Below are 17,710 nucleotides of genomic sequence, written 5' to 3'. Positions count from 1 at the left end.
GAATACTCCCTTTTTAAAGGGCTTGTTTTGTTCAGGAGTAACGTTCGAAGTTAATCAGTATGCGGTCGGCGTGTTCGAAGTTAACCGCTTGTTCGAAATTAATGACGAAATTAATGTTATTGCCCGAAGCTGCACGGCCTGGCCAGTGGTCGACATCGGCGTTTTTTGTCGTGGGTTGTTCGGTTTTTGGGGCGGCATCACGCTGCCGGCGCGTGCCCGGCGTCCGTGTTACTGGATTGCGCCCACGGGAAACGCCCCGCAGGCGGTGGCCGGCAGGGTAGGCGTCAGAGACAGTCGTTGGCGAGATTTGGATCAGGTAGGCAGCGCGCCGGCGCGCTCCAGCAGCAGGCGATAGTAGGCCTCCGGGTTTTCCGTCAGCAGCCCCGGCTGTTCGCGCTTGAGCGCCGCTTCCAGCTGCATCGCCTGAATGGGTGAGCCCTGCATCGACCAGCGCACCCAGGCCTGGTAGAAGCCGTTCTGCTGGCGCCGTTTGGCGCTGGCCAACTGTTTGATGGTATCGGCCGTGTCGTCCAGCAGGGTGTCAAGGCGGTGTTCGTTCTGCTGGCGTCTGGCCAGTTCGTCCTCAATGGCTGCTTCAGCCTCTTTTTTGAGGTTCTGCAGGTCGGGACTCACTACCCAGCGCTTGATTTGCTTCAGGCGGTTTTTCAGCGAGTGCTTGCGCTCGATGTCGATACCCAGGCGGTTGATGCGCAGCAGGTGACGCTCGTATTTCTGCCTGAGCGTCACCGTCAGGCCGTTCCTGATGGCCCAAAGCCGGTACTGGTTCAGCCATTGACGGATTTCTTCCACGCCGATACCCCGGCTGGTGAAGAATTTATCCGTCAGCCACAGCCGCAGCGGCTTGTTTTGCCCCGAGTCACTGTCGCGTCCGCGCGAGACGATGACGTACTCCAGCTGCTCGAGCACCGAGAGCGCATTGAGCGCCACGTCATACGCCTTGCGTCCACTCTCGTAGACGTGCAGCACCCCCATGTACTGCGCCACCGTCTCGAACGGCAGCATGAGTTCAAACGGGTAATCACTGTCCGGGTTGTAATCACAGTTGGCGCCCAGCACCATCGAAAGTGCCGTCAGTGCCTCGCGGCTCTCGCTGCGCGCGCAGACGCGCATGGGTTTGGGTTGGTAGTGAGGATTGCCACGCTCGGCATAGGGGACATATCCCGTCTGACGCAGGGCGCGCAGGTCGCCGTTGCGGCGCCAGTCATGCCCCGAAAGGCGCGCGACCACCTTGCCCGCCATGCCTCTGGGGACGCTGCAACGCATCTGCGGGGTGTATCGACGATGAATTTTTTGTTGCCCGCGACGTAAAATATTATTAACGCCACGGCGCGAAGGTGTTGATTTTGCAGGATTTACCTGCGCAGCAGTTTGACTATTCATGCTCCCCTGCACTTAAGGTCGGCAGGGGATGTTGATCGCAATTACGCTTCATGAGTATACTCTCTGCAGGCGCGGAGCCTGCTTTTGACCCCCGGATTTACGTTCAGCCGACCAAAGTTGCTCGTAATCCGGGGGTTTTTGCGTCTGGGCCTTGCCCAATCCTGTTCACCTTCTGGCGTGAACGACCATTGAACACACACTGCTTTCACGATACCAAACTTTCCCGGTTGCCAGCAAGCGGCAACCGGTTACGCGCGCGGCAAAACCGGCACGGGCGGGCGTCGCCGGCAAGGGCCGGTGGTCATGACGCCGTGAAGCAATGTGCAGACCTGCAGGTCAGGCAGGCGAGGGGGTCAGCGCCCGCGCAGGCGGCGCGCCGGTGTCGGCGGATACCAGTGATAGTCAGCCATCGGCGGCAGGGTCGAGTGGCGCGTTCGCGGGCGGCGAGTGTTGGGAGGGGCGCTCAGCTCGGCCAGATAGTCGTCCAGTATCAGTTGCTTCTGCCGCGCAGACAGGCGATAGCCCTGGTCAAGCTCGCGCCGCGCATAGAGTCCCGCCAGCACCGTGCGCTGGTACTCATCCAGGTCTTCGGCTTTCTTTACTCGTCGGGTCACGTGATTGTTCTCCAATCTGTTTATTCCATTCGCCACAGGTCCGGACCGTTCGGTACGCCCTGCCTTGCCACCAGTGTTACCCCGGCCGGGGCGGTACCATCACTCGGATGGCGTCTCGCTGCCGGTATCCGCGCCAGGCAATGACGCTGGCGCTGCAGTATCGCTTCTGCCACATGGACGTCCTGCGTCTTGAGCAGCACCTGCTGCCAGCGTGTGGCCGCGCGGCGCCACAGTCCCTTTGATTCCAGACCCAGCGCGACGTCATCAATCAGCAATGCAACATCCTGCGACCTGTTGTCGCGACGGTAATGCGTCCCCATAAATCCGCCCTCATCGCCGCCCGACCGGCGGCCCTGGTTTGCCTTACTTGCCAAATGCCCGTTCACGCGCGTCCAGCTCACCGTCGCTGACCAGCAGGCCGTCAACCGACACGCCAAATTCATTGCCGGTCAACAGCGCCTTGATATCGTCAGAGCGATGATATCGTTGCGCCTTGAGCCGCTCCCGCCGGAGGGCATTGTCGGCCATTGCCTTGCGCGCCAGGTCGCCGCGCGCCTTCAGCATGGCCAGATACAGCCGGTATTCCTGTTTATCCATGGCACAGGTTCCTTTCTTCGTGATGGGTGGGGCATGCCAATTTCATATTGGGATGGCACAGTCATCGGACAACCAACGGGCGTCAGCGCCTCACCCGGGTTCATCAAGCCGAGGCATCACCATGTTGAGCACGCCGATATCGTCGGTCAGCGCCCGCACCAGCGCCCAACATTTGACAAACGCCAGCACGTTGAGCAGTGGAAACAACCCGTAGCTGCTGCGGCCCAGGGCAATTCCCACCGACGGCGGAAAAATCACTGCAATCACCGTGAGGCAGGCCATCAACGCAGCGAGGTGGCGACTGCGCACAAACGCGTCAGGCCTGTCACCCTGCGGCGGACGGCGCAGGGGCTCGTGTTGATACCGCACCAGCGTCGGATGCAGCAGGGCCGTCACCGGCAACAGGCCGGGGCGCTTCACCAGGCCGAGCAGGGGTCTGGGGAGCAATGGAACCGTCAACCGACTTAAGACCGAAAAGGCTACATTGACAACAGGTTGCGCGAATTCTGTTTTCAAGTTCGACAAAATCACTCTATCTGGCATTAATCAAACTCTGATTGTGAATACGTTTTTTTCGAACCAATTAAAGGCTTATTGCGCTCCGTCTGAGGCCTCAACCATTGTGTTCGGTAAAACGAGGGATTAATCGAACCACCTAAGTCGGTTCGTTGTTCCATTGCTCCCCGAACCCCGAGCAGCGCCTGTTCTTCCTGGTCTGTAACCCGGTGATGGCGGGCAAAGCGATTAATCGCCTCCCTGGCCGCCCGGGAAAACCGGTCACCGTCACGCCCGGCGTCGCCGGGCGGCCGGACGCAGCCGCCGCGAACCCAGCGCAGCAGCGCCGCGTTCTGCGGCTGGATGGCCGGCAAAAACGACACCGCCACAAATACGCTCACTCCCACGGTCAAAAATCCAATGACGGTTTCCAGCATCTTCTGCTCTCCTTGTGGTTGATTTCACGGCCTGCGCTGCAGGCGCTGCGTGTATTGCGCATGCGACAGCAGCGTCCAGCAACATCCCTCGTCATCGCTCAGCAGCCGCCACCCCTGACCCACGTCCAGCTTGAGCAGCTCCCTGCGTGGCCTTAAACGTACTGCCTTGCGAAGTCCCGACAGCCAGTCTCGCCAGGCAACCTCCGCGCGCCGGCGCACGCGCACATCAAAGCCGCGCGGCAGCCGCAGCCGGCAACGCCGGCCGTCGGCGCACCGGGCCGTTACGCATTCCATGACAGCCCTACCGATAACGTCCAGAGGAGCGCCAGATGCGCAACGTAGGCCACAGGAAAGAACTGCCGCGGCAGCAGTCGCCTTTCGCGAACGGTGCCGAGCGGACGCAGTGCAATGGAGACCAGCAGCACAACTGCCGACACCAGCAGACCGGCCACCATCGGAATAGTGCCGCCCCCGAGGTTCAGCAGCAAGACGCCGGCGCACCAGACAAGCGCAATCGCCGGCCGACACCCGGCAATCCACTCCTGCCGGCGAGTTGCGTCCGCCGGGGCATAGCACAGATAACTCGCCAGCATCACGAACACCCCGGCCCAGCCAAAGCAACCGGCCGCAAAGTGATTGACCCAGATAACCAGCAACACGCCGCTCAGTGCCGGCCACCCGAGTCCGCCTTTCACGTGGAACCGCTCGAACAGGCACAGATACTGCGTTACCACGGCAAACAGAAACAGGATGTTCATGTCTTCCAGCATGCCGGCGTCCGGCGCCACCGCCTGCCAGTAGACCGGCTGGGCAACCAGCGCCCACAGCCACAGCCGCGTGGCTTGCCTCTGAGTGACGGGTCGCCGCGCCTGGTTAAATCCCCATACCAGCGCAAACAGCGGGAAGGCGCCACGCCCCAGCCACATCAGGGCATCGATATTAAGGTGCAGCGCCGCGTTGGCGTGGTCACCCATCATCAGCAACAGCGCCAGCAGCCTGATGCCGTCCTGCTGCAGTGAGGTAAAGTTCAACCGGCCGGCGGCCGGGTCTCTAAAACTGCGCATCGCTATCTGCCGCCCTCCATTCGTGCCTGCGTAGCCAACAAGCTCATCAGACCCATATGGGTAAGCAGGGGCAGGAGAATAAGCGCATTACGCCAGTATAGCGGCAGATCGGTGAGCGCCTCCCACTCCACATACCCCCAGAAGGTGGCCGCCCCTGAAAGCATTGCGGCCGCTATCATCATGATCATTCTAGACTTTGATACTACATTAATCGTTGTCATCTTATGATTTCCTCTTGGCTGAACTCGTAAAATTGTGGTGATCGAGATCGCAGAACGGCCCCCCCCCGGGATCAGCGATCGGGTTACCGTAATGCCCCATCGTTATTCCATGGTTTTCTGTTTGGTTTTGGGCATGTCAGGGTCAGTTTCCGGCGCATGGCGCACGATATTGACCTCGTCGTTGGCCATCGCCGGGCGCTTGTCATCCGTCGCTTCCAGACCGCGCACCGCGTCCCGCAGGCGGTCAGCCTCCTGTATCGCGTCGATGTCGCGTCCGGACAGGTCGAGCAGCACCGCCTCGTCCTGCGGTTTGGCGTCCGCTTCCAGCGCCTTTTCATCCGGCAGGTCAGTCGCCTTGCGCTCACCGAACACCTCGGCTATCGCCTCGCGCTCCCGTGCCGCCTTCAGTTCTTCCTCAAGACGCAGCGTATCGGCCGCCGGCGTATCGCTCTGTGCACTTGCGGTTTCGTCCGTGGCAGCCGCGGCGTCGCCCCGCAGCAGCAGCACTGCCCGGTCAGGCTGCGCCTGCATCAGGGCGCGCGCCTCATCCAGCGTCGTCGCCGTCAGCGGGGTGGTCTCTTTCTCACCCTGCCGCAGCACCACCCTCTCCCCGTCTTCCGCGCCCTGGTAGTGCGCGTTATCGATATCCAGTCTCCCGGTGGCCGGCGACACCGGCACCACCCAGTTGCCGCGATGCCGGCCGTGCTCGTTGACCACGGCGTACAACAGGGCCGGCCTGCCGCCACCCTGGAAGTGCGCTGCATCGCGCATGTCCGCGTCCAGCCGGCCGGCGAGGCGCGTTTCGCCGGCCGGTCGCCCGGCCTCAAAGGCGCGCACCGCCGCCTGCGCCGCGGCGTCATCGGCGCGCAGCAGCACGTCATGCACCGTCTCGCGCTTGCCGGTGTGCTTTTCCACCTGCCGTTGCCAGCCCTCAAGGTCGTCGACATACATCTGGATGTGTTCTTTCGTGCGCGACAGGGCAACGTAGGCGCTGTCCTGTGCCGCCATGCGCTTGCGTGCACCCTCAACCCCTTCCAGTAAAATCACGTAATCCACCGAGGCGCCCTGGGCGCTGTAGGTGGTGACGGCGTAGCCATAGTCGATATGCCGGTCGCCCATTGCTGCGTTCGGGTCAAGGCTGACCTGCTGTTCACCGACCGTCACCTGCAGCCGCCCGCGGTCATCGATGCCGGTCACCACGCCGATGTCGTTGGTGCGCAGCAGCCGGTCACGGTCGGTGGTGGTCAGCCGTAGCCGCTCCCCGACCGATACCGTCATCGTTTTTGCCTCAAAGACCGAAAACTGGCTGCGCCGCAGGGTGGCCGGCGCCAGCCAGCGCTCGTCCTGACCGTCCAGGCCGGTGAGTGATACCGTGCCGCTTTGGCCATCGACGGCCCTGATGGTGAAATAGTCGTCGTTCATTTTGACAATATTGCCCGTATTCGCCTGCCAGAACGCCCGGCTGCCGAGGTCCGCCTGGCTGTTCGATACGCGGTTCAGGGTGCTGACCGTGATGCTCTCACCCAGCTTGCCCTCTGCCTGCAGCCGGTCATGCACCGCGTCATTGATGGCACGCCGGTCGGCGTTCAGTTCGGCAATAATCAGGGTATTGTCCCGGGCCTCGGGGGTGCGGCCGACATAGTCGGCGGCAATCAGCGCCGCCACATCGGACTCGCCGTGCGTCTTGAGGTCGACGACGCTCCGTGGCGGCGCCAAAGCACCTGCCTCGCGCGGGATAATGTCAGGCCCCACCTGCTGTGCCACGTTCACCGCCTCGCGCACGTTGCCGGCAATCATCGCCTCGATGGCCGGCCGCAGCGCCGGCGTCTGACGCACGATATCCTGCATGATGGCAACGTCGGCGGCGCTGCGATGCAGCGTGAGCGAGAACGGCACACCGGACTCGAGCGGCTTGTGCTGGGCTTCGTCGCCGCTCTTCACTGCCCGGCCGCCCCCCTCGGCAATCAGCGAGACGGCGGTGGCCATATCGCGGTTGCCCACCATTGAACTTTCGTCCAGCACGAACACCGTACGGGAAAAGTCCGGCTTCTCACCGCCTTCCTGCGCGCGTGCCTGCTCGCTGAGGAAGCTGGCGAGGGTCTGTGCCGGGATACCCGCCGCGGTCAGCTCGCTGACCGCCCGGTGCGTCGGCGCCAGCCCCACGACCTTCGGCGGGTTTTCCAGGCTGGCCAGCGCGGCGGCGACCACCTTGAACTGGGTGGTTTTGCCTACCCCGGCATAGCCCTGGATAGTGACAAAGCGGTCCTTGCTGGTTAAAATCATCTCTGCAGCCTGCCGCTGTCCCTGAGTCAGGTTCGGGTACGGGTCCGCAGCTCTCCCCGTTTGACTGGGGTCACCCTCGGGTTTGGTTAAGCCACTGTTTGTTGTCAACGGCGGCAGGCTGTTCTTCCCCTCGGCGATGTGCCGCAGCACCGTTTTCTCCTGCTCCCAGCTCTCGCGCCGGATATAGGTGTCACCGCGTCCCTGAACGGTGGCCAGGGCAATGATGTCGCCGCGCCGCTCAAGTCGCGCCAGCTCACCCAGCGCCACATCCGGGGTGACGCGTTCGTCCATCTGCCCGGCCAGGGCCGCCACCTTCAGCGCGGAGAACATCACGTTCGTGCCCGTCGCCTTTTCGATAGCCAGTCCCACCGCGCGCGTCGTCGGCGTCAGGCGCGCCTGTTGCAGGCTGCGCAGGGCGTCTGTGACATCATCCTTGCCGCTGAGCGCCTGCAGCCCCTGGGTTATCGTCACCGAGGTGCGCGTGTGCGTGAGCCTGGCGGTGATGTCCGCCTCCGAGAGCGGCGTAAAGGCGAGGATAGCGTCTCCGCTGCGCCGCAGCTGGTTGACCGTCGCATCCGAGACCTCCTTGCCGGCCAGCACCGCCACCACCTGCCCCTGCGTTTTGCGGCTCGCCCCCAGCGATTCGGTATAGGCGTAGTCCATCTTCAGCGGAGCACCGGTTAGCGGGATGTGCGCACGCTTGCCCTGCGCGTCCTCAACAACCAGTCGCTCCCGAAACAGCAGGCTTTTGGGTTTTAAGCCGACCACCCGCAGCTCGGCCCCGGCGCGCAGGGTATGCCCCAGCTCGCCGGTCGCCCTGACCCGCTCACCTTCCTGCAGCGTCAGTGATGCCTTCTGCCAGAGGCGGTAGCGGCTGTCGATGGCGCTTATCGAAAGACCGCTGCGGTTCCCGTTTGCGTCCTCGACCGACAATTTGTGGGTCTCCTTGCTGACGCCCACCACCGTCATGCGCTCAAGAACCTGCTTGCCCTCTACCCGCTCCAGCACCATCCCTACCTTGTAAGTCCCGCGATTTTGCCGCGAGCCGGCGTCCAGCCACACGGGCGAAAGCGTATCAACCGTCCTGAGCGTGGCGCCGAGTACGCCTTCCTCACCCAGCGCGGTCCGAATGGTCTGCGTTAATTGGGCGCGCGTGCGGGCATTGCCCGTCTGCGCCACCACTGCCAGCCCGGCAGCCGCCTGCTTCGCCACGTGCCGGGCGGCAACCTGCAGGCGATCATCCACCGTATCCTTTTGCACCAGCGTCACCGTGGCATTTTCCTGGCGCTCGGAGGTTTTGAGCTGCGTGACGCCGGCGGCGCGCAGCACCTCGGCGCCGAACCCGGTTGCGCGCCGCGCATGCGTATCCAGTACGACGGCCACACCCTGGCTGCGGTCAACTGCCTGCAGCACCTGATGGAGCTGCGGCACGCTCAGCTGCTCCGACTCGGGCAGCAATACCTGCGAAGACGCGGGCAGGCCGCGCTCGGCGACCTCCTCCACCGTCATCACCGTGCCCACGTCCGCCCCCTTCAGGCGCGACCGGGCCGCCCGGCTCGCCACCACCACCACGCTCTCGCGCCCGGCCTGCGCCGCCGCCTCACCAAAGCGCGCCAGCAGGTCGGCCTGAAACGCCTGGCCGCCGCGCGCATCGATGAGCGTCAGCCCCCTGCCTGCCTGCGCCCACTGCGCGACGATGCCGGTCGCCTGCGCAGGCGCAGGCGTATCCGCCCGCCTCGCGGCCAGCCGGGCGGCAAGCTGAGACAATCGCTGCTCGTCCCGCACGTGTGCCGCCGACGTAAACAGCGTTTGCGCACCGTCCACTGCCAGCAGCGCGCCGCGCGCCACCGCGGTCTCGATTTCCGCGCGCACGGCGCCATACACCCCTTCGCGCATCGGCAGGCGACCCAGCGCCGCGGTCAGCACTGCGTCAATACCAAAGCGAACCGCGCTTTTGGACACGACGGCTATCGCCTGCTCCACGGCCTGCGCCGGTGTCATAGCATCGTCCTGCGCCGCCTGACGCTGCGTGCGGGCCGCCAGCAGCGCGGCCGCGGCGGTCTGCGGCGCCGGCTCCACCTCTTTACCCTCTGCCCGCGCGTCAACGCCCGCCTTAAAAGCCGCGTAATCAAAGCCGAGCTCATCCTTCAGCTTCTGCCGCCAGTAGTCGCGCACGGCATCCATGCTGGTAAAATCCTTGGTCTTGCGGGTATCGAGCGCCGCCCGGGTTTTCTCCCGGCTGCCGGCATCCGTCCCCGCTGCGGCGAGAATATCCTGGCGCCGTGACGAGAAGGGCTCGGTCGGCACCCCGTCAATCTCATACATGCCGTGCGGGCCGGCGTCACGCAGCACATATCCCGCCTTTTCCAGGTCAGCACGTAGAAAACCGCGGTACATCGCGCCGATACTCACCTGCTCTTTCCAGAGGATGTTGTTAAAGCCACTGCCGGCCTGGGTATCACTGGAGAGCGTTTTCCAGCCGCCGGCCGCCAGCGTGGCGTTGGCCACGATGGCGTGGGTATGCAGCTGCGGGTCGAGGTTGCGCGAGGTGTCGTGCAAAAACGTCGCCACCACCAGGTTGCCGGTCTGCTCAAGCGCGCTGACGCCGTCCGTCATGGTGCGCGTCGAGGCAAACTTCTCCAGCTCGTTAAGCGTGGCGGCCACCGCCCGCTTGTGCGCCCCTATCAGGAACGTGTCACCGGCAACCAGCGCCAGCACCGACACGCTCTTCGGCGCCGAGAAGGTCAGGTCGATGCCCGGCTGATGGGTGTTCTTGCCGTTTTTCATGTGCGACAGGTCACCCCCATCCGGCAGATGGCCTTCCAGCACCGCCCTGAACACCTCGCCCTTGACCGGCCCTTCAAGCCCCAGGCTCTCGGCGCCGGTGCCGAGCCACTCGGTGGCCATCTCGCCGATAAAGTAATAGTTGTCTTTCTGCTCGTAGTAGCCGGCGGCGTTGGCGGCCGACTTGACCGCTGAGACGGATAGCATGGTTATCGCTCCATTTCGGTGAAAACGACCTTTTCGGTGGGGCGCACCATCTGGTCTTCGTCCGCCATCTCGGGCGACGCCGCCTTGCCTGTCGCACCGGTTTTTTCCGGCTGCGGATCGGCCGCCTGCACTGCAACCGGGGACGGCGGCTCAATATCCGTGCCGCGTCCTTCGCTTTCATCATCCTCTTCGGTCGCCTGCGCGGCCGCCGCCGGCGACGACATCTTCGGCACCTCAGCCGCCTGCCTGTCTTCAAACAGCGCATCCAGCGCGCTGGTTGCCAACCCCTGCGCGTCATCGACACCGGCTTCAATCAGCGACTCGATGTCCTCGTCGAGCACCGCGTCAACGTCACGCGCCGCCGCGGCGTCGGCCACCACTGCGTACTTCTCACGCTTCATCTTCATCTTCACCACCGGCAATCGCCCGGCCAGCGCGACGTAACACTCCAGGTCATCAAGGTTCTGCACGTCCGAGTAGCTCACCAGGTGCTCGCTCACCTCGTCCTTGGAGAACTGCACGCCGTCACGAATGATATCGACGCCGTAACTGTACTGGTCGCGGAACTTGAGGTGGCGTTTTTCACCCAGCTCTTCCTGCACGAACTTGGCCACGTGCGCACTGGGCGCGCGGCCGAACACGCGGGTATTGAGCAGGTCCCAGATATCGGCGGCGCCCTCACGGCCGAACTGCGCCTCCAGCTGCGGGTAGTTCTGCAGCCCTATCAGGGTGCAGCCGCCGAACTTGCGCGCCTCGGCGATATAATCCTTGAGTATCGGCAGCTTGTGCAGCGACGGCAGCTCGTCAAGCAGCAGCCAGATGCGCCGCTCGCGGTCGCCGTTGTCCGGACGCAGTCCCAGCACGTTGACCATCAGCATGTGCAGCCAGGCGGTCAGCAGCGGCTTGAGCGCCTCATGATGACGGCCGTCGCTGGTGATGAATATCCAGCCGTTGTCGCCGTTCATGTCTTCGGTGTGCACCCAGTCGCGCAGGTTGAAGGGGCGCTTGCCCTCTTCGTCCAGCCCCTGCAGGAAGCGCAGCGCGGTGACATAGCTGGTCAGCACCATGCGGATGGTCATGGCGGTCTTCTCGACGCTGCCATCCACCAGGTTGGCCGAATCCGTGTCCTTGAGGAAGCCGCGCAAATCCGCGAGCGTCACCGACAGCAGCTTTTTCATCAGGGTGCGCAGGTTGCGCTCGTTTATTTTGGCCAGGCGCCGCGCTACGTCGGCAAACAGCCGGCGGGCGGCCAGCAGCCAGAAGGGGTCGCCGCTCGGCGCATCAGGCAGCAACGTCTTGGCAAAGTTCTCGAAATCCGCCACCGTGCGGCACTCGTCCCATAAATCCCAGGCGGCGCAGCGCGCATCGAACGGGTTGAGGATGATGTCCTTGTTTGCCCGGTAGAACAACGGCAGGAAGTTGCTGCCCTTGTCGTAAATCATCACCTTATGACCTTCTGCCCGCAACTGCCGGCAGATGTTGATTATCATGGTGCTTTTGCCGGAACCCACCGTGCCGTGCATGGCGATGTTCTGCATCTCGCTGTAACGCACCATATGCAGCCCGCACAGCGAGAGCGGCGACAGCCGGTCGTGCTTTTTCAAAATCCTGTTAACCACCTTCACGTCATCGACCAGCTCGCGCCCGCCCACGATGACGTTCTCGCGCTGGCGGCGACCACTTCGGCCCAGATACCAGAACACGGCGAGAAAACCGAGCGCAAAGGTGACGCTGGCTGCACCCCAGCCCCAGAACGCCACCTCCTTGAGGTGATTGCCCTGCTGCTGGAAATAGCGGTCGGCCACCACCTGCGCCGCCGTGAACTTGAACTCGACGACCTGACCGGTTTGCGGCCGTGTCCAGTGAAAGGTCATGGTGTTGCCGGCACCGGCGGGGAATTGCCGGTGAAACGGCAGCACCACCCATTTGACCAGCCAGTAACTGCCGCCGTGGATAATTTGCTCAAAACGCATCGACAACCCGACCCACAGCGCGAACACCGCCAGCGAGGCCATCAATATCCAGAAGGTGGCGATGTTCATGATTTGCAGGAACATGCCAATCATGTACTTGAGGACCTGACCGCCCTGGGTAAAGTCGCGGGTATTAAGACTCATCAGTACCTCCGCAAAACAGGCTCACCCTCATCCCACAGGCGGGCGAACTCACGTGAAAAATCGGCGGCAACCCATGGCATATCCTGCAGCCAGAGGGCGTTCTCGGCATTACGCACATGCGCGCTCGCCGAGTAGTTAAAGGACCCCGCCTGCACCGAGCGACCGTCGATAACCATAAACTTGTGGTGCATCGCGGCGTAGCGGTCATTGAGGCGCACCGGCACGCCCTGGTTGGCCAAAAAGGTCACGGCCGTGTATTTGCTGTTGGCTTTATCATCGGCCACCACCCGCACCCTGACGCCGCGCCTTTGGGCGGCGAGCAGCGCGGTGGCGATGGGTTTACTGGTAAAGCTGTAGGCCGCCATGTCGATGGACACCTGCGCACTGCCGATGGCGGCCAGCACCACCTGCTGCGCGGTGCCGCCGGGTGAAAATCCCGTCATCACACCGGCAGCCAGCACACGCATGCAGACCAGGCTGAGCAACAAGGCGAGCATCGCTCGCCAAACATGCCGGCAATGCGTCATTGCCACGCCCCCCAATGAGCACGGCACTCAGGATTAAAAAGCAGTATCAGAAATTGATGCAGCGTAAGCACCCCGATACGTTGGTCAATCTTCCTTGCGTCCTCCTGATACATTTCAGCTTCTGCCAGCGTGGTTTCAGGCCAGTCATCTAATGCAGGAAAAATTTTCTTTATTTCTTTTCCTCTGCGATGAAGGATTTGGCTGTCCATATGCAGACCGTAATCAGGGATAAGTACTTCCACACGCGTAGTGATTTCCTGATAATGTGGCAGGACGTAATCCTTAGCGAAGACCGAATATTCATTTTCCATGTAATTCCTCTGCGCTCATGTGCATTTAAATATTTATGATCATGCGAAAAACTCCGATTTCATCGGAGGTGAAAATGATTTATTCAGCATTTGAATCAAGATTTATGGCAACAGCTTTTAGTCTCCTTAAGAAATATCTTTGCATTACAGTTCTGTAAAATGGCATTCATTGTTTTCATATCCACCTTGGGTTGCGGATAGTCTCGGACATCCGCATGATTCTTGCATTTGCGTGTTTTTTCGGTCGTCATACCCGATACCCATTGTTATTCGCGCTGATTGAAAAGAATAACCAGACGTTCAGCAGTACACGGATAGAGAAGAGCGCAGGTTTACTTGCTCTTTACGTAAAAACCATCTTATTCGCCCTTACTGGCAAACCTGTGATTTTCTTGATTTCGGCATGGCACTGGCTTGCATATACGCAGGGTTTTCTTTGTTGCCAGCATTAAGTGCAGAAAAATTATTGTCTTTGTATTAAAGGATATTGGCAATGGATTTGGCCAGCTGGTCTTCGAGCACCGGTTTGGCTTCCTCAAACTTGAGATTGACCTTGTTGGCGTTGGACACCACCCGGGTCTGATACTTGTGCTGATTACCCTGCTGCGTGCTGGTCTGCACCTTGGCGCCGGACGTGCCCTGACGCAGCGCCGCGACGTTGTCGGTGCGCACGCTGGCGGTGGTGCGCTCGGCGATTTGCACATCGGTCACCATGGTGTAGTTGGTGTCTTCAACCAGGGCGTCGGCGGCGGCACCAAGCAGGCCGGCGGCCAGACCGACGCCCAGGGTGGCACCGGCGGAGTTGGAGTTGTAGGCGGTGATCCCCGCCCCGAGCGCCGCGCCGGCCACGCCTCCTTCGTAGCCCTGACTGAGGAAGCCCTGCGCCTCGCGCAGATCCATCTTGTCCGCCTTGAGTACGTTCGCCTGTACCCAGTAGTAAGCCGAGGCGGGGTTGCTGACCACAGCATAGCCCTTGGCCTTGACGGCATCGGCGATTTTGGCCTGCAGCGCGCTCATGTCCTTGTCAGAGGTGTTCTTGATCTGCAGGTACACGGTCCGCTCGCCGGCCGGTTCGAGCCAGATGGTCTCGCTCATCTGGGTCTTGACCTCGAGGTTGCGCTTTTTGATGGCGGTGCTCATGGCGCCGCAGCCGGAGAGCGCCAGCGTACTGCTGACCAGGGCTACCATCATTAATTTTTGAGTAGATTTCATTTTTTTTCCTTATTTACACCATTGATAAACTCTTGCAACTCATTGTTTTTGAATTCGTCCTTCGCTGCGTTTACCAAACCAGCAATGCTAGGGATATTGTAGCGAGATAGATCCATCGAAAGTGCTATGCCTGTAAAAATGAAAAGAGGAAATTGAATTAATACTATAAAGGCAGAAGTTCCATTTGGTAAAAACACCGCAGAGAACACCAATAGAATTCCACAATGGAAACATGCATACCTCACAACCTTCTCTTTCATCATCAAGAGAATTTTAGAGTTATTTCTTACAACCTCAGGAATGCTGAGGTACTGCACGTGATATGCGTAAATAAAAGCCCCCATAAACAAATTAGCTACAACTGACGCACTGATTGCAAACAGCAACAAACCTTCATCTACCCTAAGCCCTAAAAGAAACCTAGGCACAACCCCTATAACCGCCAATGCAATACAAAACCCGGAATATTTGAGTGATGGCATAAGCGCTTGAGAGAAAGTGGGCACTTTTTCATCAGAGTTCTTCATAGCTTTGACTATCATTTCAACTTCTTCACGGACTTCACTTTGTTTCATCCTTACCGCCTTTTTGTTTATTCAGCATTTCTTGGGCCTTACCTATATAATCTGAATTTTTATCATCCCACGGCCATGTAAACTTCGCCTGATGTAATTCCGCCGCCTGATGCTTTATTGTATAATCTTTATTCTGTTGGTTAAAGTTTGTTTTATTATTATTCAGGCCTTTTTCCACATCGCCTTTATCGTAATTAACCAGGTCTTCATTGTCTTTCATGCGAGCGGTCGTATCTTTCCCCATGGTATCGACTCGCTGTTTGATGTCCTTCTTGATTTTTGCATCGGCGACCTTGGCATCTATATCTCCCATCGCCGCACCGTATGCACCGCCCTGCGCTTTCGCCGTGTTGACGGGCGCGTGGATACCGTCGCCGACGTGGCTGGCTGCCTGGTCGTAGTGCGTGTCCAGTCGTCCGCGCAGCTTGTCCTCGACGAACGCCTCCGCCAGGTCTTCCCGGCGCATGCGCACCGCCTCGCTGTTGGTGTTGGTCAGCACCTCGCGCGCCTCATCATCAGACAGCTTGCCGTGCACATACCCCACAAACTCCTGCGTATAGTTGCTGCGCGCCTGCGCGCTGAGGGTATCGGTGTTCGATGCCATCTGCTGGAACTCGTGCGTGCGGGTCTGGCTGTCGGTGAACTGCTGGTAGTGGCTGTCGCTGGTTGTGATGCCGGCAGAGATTTGCTCCATCAGGCCGGCAGCGTTATTGTCGACGTGCTGCCCGTTGTAGTTGACGCTGTAGTTGCGCATTACGTCCAGGCCATCACTGAAGGTCTTGGCATCACTGGCGGAGATATCGTGCCCCGCATCCCTGGTGTTGCGCCCACCTTCGGAGGTTTGGGCCGAACTGCCAGAGCTGGCGTTGTAGTCCACACCGCCATGAATATCTCCCCTGACGGACCCGCCAAGCGCTAATGACGCTACTTTTCCGAGTGCTGCTTTTTCGCTATCAACGACAAGCGCTGCCTTGGCTCCCATATTAAGGTTGCCTGACCTCGCCTTGGTTTCAAGCTCAGTGTAAGCCTGATCGAAGGAGACATGGTTGCGCTTCGCGTAGGCCTCTGTCACCGCCATCGCCTTGTTCATGCGCTGTGCATCGACGGTTGACATGCCGGTCTGCGCTGCCAGCGTGGTGCTGTCGCTGTTGCCGAACTGGTCGTGGAACTGGCGCAGCTTGCCGCCGGTTCCAGTAACCGAGTGATTGTAGCCCTCCAGCGCCGTCTGGGTCTGCACCTCGCTCTCCCGCGTCAGCTTTTGGGCGGCCGAGGCGCGATGGTGGTCGAAGTTGATGTCGACCGGCAGTTTCGACATCGCCTCCCCGGTCTGATACACATGCTGGCCATCTGCGGTACGGGTTTCGGTGGCGCCGTTGCCCAGCTGCGTGGTGGTCTGACCGCTGCGCCAGACGCGGTTCAGGTCGGTCTTGAAGCCGTTGACGTTGTCGACCGACTGGTTATTGATGCTGTAGTTGCCGCTCGCCACGTTCCCGGCATCGCCCGCCGTGGCGCTCATCAGCGCGTTGCCCACATACGAGCCGGCGCTGGCCACCCCCTGCCCGATGCGGGTGAACAGGTAGTTCGAGAGGAACGGCACCGTCAGCGTCAGCCAGCCGGCAACGCCCGCCAGGGTGGTGGCGTCAGACATCACCTGGTTCTCGTTGGACAGCGTCGGGCCGGCGCCCTTGAGCATATAGGCACTGGTGAAGTTGACGATGAAGTTCAGGATGGAGAACATCAGTGGCCACATCATCAGGCTGGCGAACCAGCCTAGGTAGCTCTTCACCACCGGCCAGGCCATCTCGCGCACAAACATCAGCAGCAGCATCAGCGGGAACAGGCAAACGAACATCACCATGAACACCGTATGCAGCAGCGGCATCACCTGGCTGGCCATCTGGTAGCCGCTGTGATGGGTGAGCTTGAGTTTCATCAGCGACATTTCCGAGTTCATGTCGACCAGTGACCCCATGTCGCCCATCGAGCGACTGTAGCTGCTGAGGCCGCGCTTGATGCCGGCAATCATCACGTTTTGCTTGAGGATGTCGCTCGACGACTTGCCTGCCTCAAAGAAGTAGTTGTATGACCCTTCCAGGTACTGCGGCAGTACCGTGGTACTGTTGCGCAGCCCCGGCAGCATGCGTTGCACCAGTCGCAGGAAGCTGCCGCCGTTTTGTCCGCTTTCCGCCGCTATCTGGCTGCGGATGGTGGGGGTGACCTCGATGCACGATTTGTAAACCGTGTCCGTGCCGGTGTTGAACATGATGCCGCGCAGCGGGCTGGGCTTTTTGAATATCAGGGCATCGATGTCCCTGGACTGCATCAGCTGGCTGACCGTGTATTTGTGGTTGAGCTGCACATCGGGGATGATGCAGTTCTTCACGTATTCGTTGAAATTCTCCGCCAGCACCTCATTCCTGAGTCTGACGACGAACGATTCCTGCATCAGGCGCGTGCCGAACATCATGCCCGTTTGCGAGTAGGCCCGCTCTGCCGGCAGATGCAAGATATCCTCAAACCCTGTCGACAGGGTGATGGAGGCCGTCGTCATCAGCCACATCGGCACCGCCAGCCCCATCGGGACGTTGTCGACCCGCCCTATCTCCTGCGGCCGGTTAAGGTCGTTGACCACCACCGTGGCACGCGGCGTGAGCAAGGCGGAGGTGACGATGACGAACGTCAGCCCCCAGCCAAACATCACTTTCGCATCATGCGTGCGCACAAAGGCAATCAGACAGGTCAGCACGCCCAGCGTCTCGGCCAGCCACAGGATACTGCGCCAGCCGGCGGTATTGACCATCGTCGCCACAAAGTTCAGGCCCATGGTGATGATGCTGCCGTTACCCGTCACCCAGATATCCATCC

At 60.8% G+C, this 17,710-nt stretch carries 16 protein-coding genes; all 16 read right to left on the bottom strand.

Going from position 1 to position 17,710, the window contains the following annotated elements; translation table 11 throughout:
* Window positions 1-312: 312 nt before the first annotated feature.
* On the bottom strand, window positions 313-1,248 hold the full coding sequence (locus QMZ29_RS00285) for a Replication protein (protein ID WP_283225673.1): 936 nt from the start codon (window positions 1,246-1,248) through the stop codon (window positions 313-315).
* A gap of 506 nt (window positions 1,249-1,754) precedes the next feature.
* Window positions 1,755-2,015, bottom strand: a complete 261-nt coding sequence (locus tag QMZ29_RS00280) for a hypothetical protein (protein ID WP_283225672.1) — start codon at window positions 2,013-2,015, stop codon at window positions 1,755-1,757.
* Between the two features lie 20 nt (window positions 2,016-2,035).
* Entirely contained in the window at window positions 2,036-2,290 is a 255-nt protein-coding gene (locus QMZ29_RS00275) for a PerC family transcriptional regulator (RefSeq protein ID WP_283225671.1), read from the bottom strand.
* An 88-nt stretch (window positions 2,291-2,378) separates the two neighbouring features.
* The gene (locus QMZ29_RS00270) at window positions 2,379-2,612 is read right to left on the bottom strand and encodes a hypothetical protein (RefSeq protein ID WP_283225670.1); all 234 of its coding nucleotides are present in this window, start codon (window positions 2,610-2,612) and stop codon (window positions 2,379-2,381) included.
* A gap of 90 nt (window positions 2,613-2,702) precedes the next feature.
* A complete protein-coding gene (locus QMZ29_RS00265; protein WP_283225669.1) occupies window positions 2,703-3,137 on the bottom strand; it encodes a hypothetical protein in 435 nt (144 codons plus the stop codon).
* Between the two features lie 17 nt (window positions 3,138-3,154).
* Window positions 3,155-3,544, bottom strand: a complete 390-nt coding sequence (locus QMZ29_RS00260) for a hypothetical protein (RefSeq protein WP_283225668.1) — start codon at window positions 3,542-3,544, stop codon at window positions 3,155-3,157.
* A 24-nt stretch (window positions 3,545-3,568) separates the two neighbouring features.
* Window positions 3,569-3,838 (bottom strand): ParE family toxin-like protein, encoded by a 270-nt coding sequence (locus QMZ29_RS25780; RefSeq protein ID WP_502950678.1) that lies wholly within the window; start codon window positions 3,836-3,838, stop codon window positions 3,569-3,571.
* Entirely contained in the window at window positions 3,826-4,608 is a 783-nt protein-coding gene (locus QMZ29_RS00255; RefSeq protein ID WP_283225667.1) for a TraX family protein, read from the bottom strand. Before QMZ29_RS00255 ends, QMZ29_RS25780 begins: the two co-directional genes overlap by 13 nt.
* Before the next feature lie 2 nt (window positions 4,609-4,610).
* Complete coding sequence (locus tag QMZ29_RS00250; protein ID WP_283225666.1) at window positions 4,611-4,829, bottom strand: hypothetical protein; 219 nt, start codon at window positions 4,827-4,829, stop codon at window positions 4,611-4,613.
* Between the two features lie 102 nt (window positions 4,830-4,931).
* Window positions 4,932-10,103 (bottom strand): MobF family relaxase, encoded by a 5,172-nt coding sequence (gene mobF / locus QMZ29_RS00245; RefSeq protein ID WP_283225665.1) that lies wholly within the window; start codon window positions 10,101-10,103, stop codon window positions 4,932-4,934.
* Window positions 10,104-10,105: 2 nt separating this feature from the next.
* Complete coding sequence (gene traD, locus QMZ29_RS00240; RefSeq protein WP_283225664.1) at window positions 10,106-12,220, bottom strand: type IV conjugative transfer system coupling protein TraD; 2,115 nt, start codon at window positions 12,218-12,220, stop codon at window positions 10,106-10,108.
* Window positions 12,220-12,717 carry a phospholipase D family nuclease gene (locus QMZ29_RS00235; protein WP_283225663.1) on the bottom strand — a complete coding sequence of 166 codons (498 nt, stop codon included), beginning with the start codon at window positions 12,715-12,717 and terminating at the stop codon, window positions 12,220-12,222. Before QMZ29_RS00235 ends, traD begins: the two co-directional genes overlap by 1 nt.
* Window positions 12,718-12,743: 26 nt before the next feature.
* On the bottom strand, window positions 12,744-13,058 hold the full coding sequence (locus tag QMZ29_RS00230) for a hypothetical protein (protein ID WP_283225662.1): 315 nt from the start codon (window positions 13,056-13,058) through the stop codon (window positions 12,744-12,746).
* A gap of 477 nt (window positions 13,059-13,535) precedes the next feature.
* Window positions 13,536-14,270 carry a conjugal transfer complement resistance protein TraT gene (gene traT / locus QMZ29_RS00225; protein ID WP_283225661.1) on the bottom strand — a complete coding sequence of 245 codons (735 nt, stop codon included), beginning with the start codon at window positions 14,268-14,270 and terminating at the stop codon, window positions 13,536-13,538.
* Window positions 14,267-14,845 (bottom strand): hypothetical protein, encoded by a 579-nt coding sequence (locus QMZ29_RS00220; protein WP_283225660.1) that lies wholly within the window; start codon window positions 14,843-14,845, stop codon window positions 14,267-14,269. Before QMZ29_RS00220 ends, traT begins: the two co-directional genes overlap by 4 nt.
* The gene (gene traG, locus QMZ29_RS00215; RefSeq protein ID WP_283225659.1) at window positions 14,832-17,708 is read right to left on the bottom strand and encodes a conjugal transfer mating-pair stabilization protein TraG; all 2,877 of its coding nucleotides are present in this window, start codon (window positions 17,706-17,708) and stop codon (window positions 14,832-14,834) included. Before traG ends, QMZ29_RS00220 begins: the two co-directional genes overlap by 14 nt.
* Between the last annotated feature and the right edge of the window lie 2 nt (window positions 17,709-17,710).

It is taken from the genome of Serratia sp. PF-27 (assembly GCF_030053255.1).
GTDB classification, from domain to species: Bacteria; Pseudomonadota; Gammaproteobacteria; order Enterobacterales; family Enterobacteriaceae; genus Serratia; species Serratia bockelmannii.
The sequence above is the reverse complement of the archived record's forward strand: the minus strand, read 5'-3'. Positions and strand labels throughout refer to the sequence as shown.

Bases quoted from the DNA above. Each gene is read 5' to 3' on its own strand.
- QMZ29_RS00250 (WP_283225666.1), bottom strand. From the start codon at position 4,829: ATGACAACGATTAATGTAGTATCAAAGTCTAGAATGATCATGATGATA.
- QMZ29_RS00235 (WP_283225663.1), bottom strand. From the start codon at position 12,717: ATGCTCGCCTTGTTGCTCAGCCTGGTCTGCATGCGTGTGCTGGCTGCC.
- QMZ29_RS00260 (WP_283225668.1), bottom strand. From the start codon at position 3,544: ATGCTGGAAACCGTCATTGGATTTTTGACCGTGGGAGTGAGCGTATTT.
- traD (WP_283225664.1), bottom strand. From the start codon at position 12,220: ATGAGTCTTAATACCCGCGACTTTACCCAGGGCGGTCAGGTCCTCAAG.
- traG (WP_283225659.1), bottom strand. From the start codon at position 17,708: ATGGATATCTGGGTGACGGGTAACGGCAGCATCATCACCATGGGCCTG.
- QMZ29_RS25780 (WP_502950678.1), bottom strand. From the start codon at position 3,838: ATGGAATGCGTAACGGCCCGGTGCGCCGACGGCCGGCGTTGCCGGCTG.
- mobF (WP_283225665.1), bottom strand. From the start codon at position 10,103: ATGCTATCCGTCTCAGCGGTCAAGTCGGCCGCCAACGCCGCCGGCTAC.
- QMZ29_RS00255 (WP_283225667.1), bottom strand. From the start codon at position 4,608: ATGCGCAGTTTTAGAGACCCGGCCGCCGGCCGGTTGAACTTTACCTCA.
- QMZ29_RS00220 (WP_283225660.1), bottom strand. From the start codon at position 14,845: ATGAAACAAAGTGAAGTCCGTGAAGAAGTTGAAATGATAGTCAAAGCT.
- QMZ29_RS00270 (WP_283225670.1), bottom strand. From the start codon at position 2,612: ATGGATAAACAGGAATACCGGCTGTATCTGGCCATGCTGAAGGCGCGC.
- QMZ29_RS00230 (WP_283225662.1), bottom strand. From the start codon at position 13,058: ATGGAAAATGAATATTCGGTCTTCGCTAAGGATTACGTCCTGCCACAT.
- traT (WP_283225661.1), bottom strand. From the start codon at position 14,270: ATGAAATCTACTCAAAAATTAATGATGGTAGCCCTGGTCAGCAGTACG.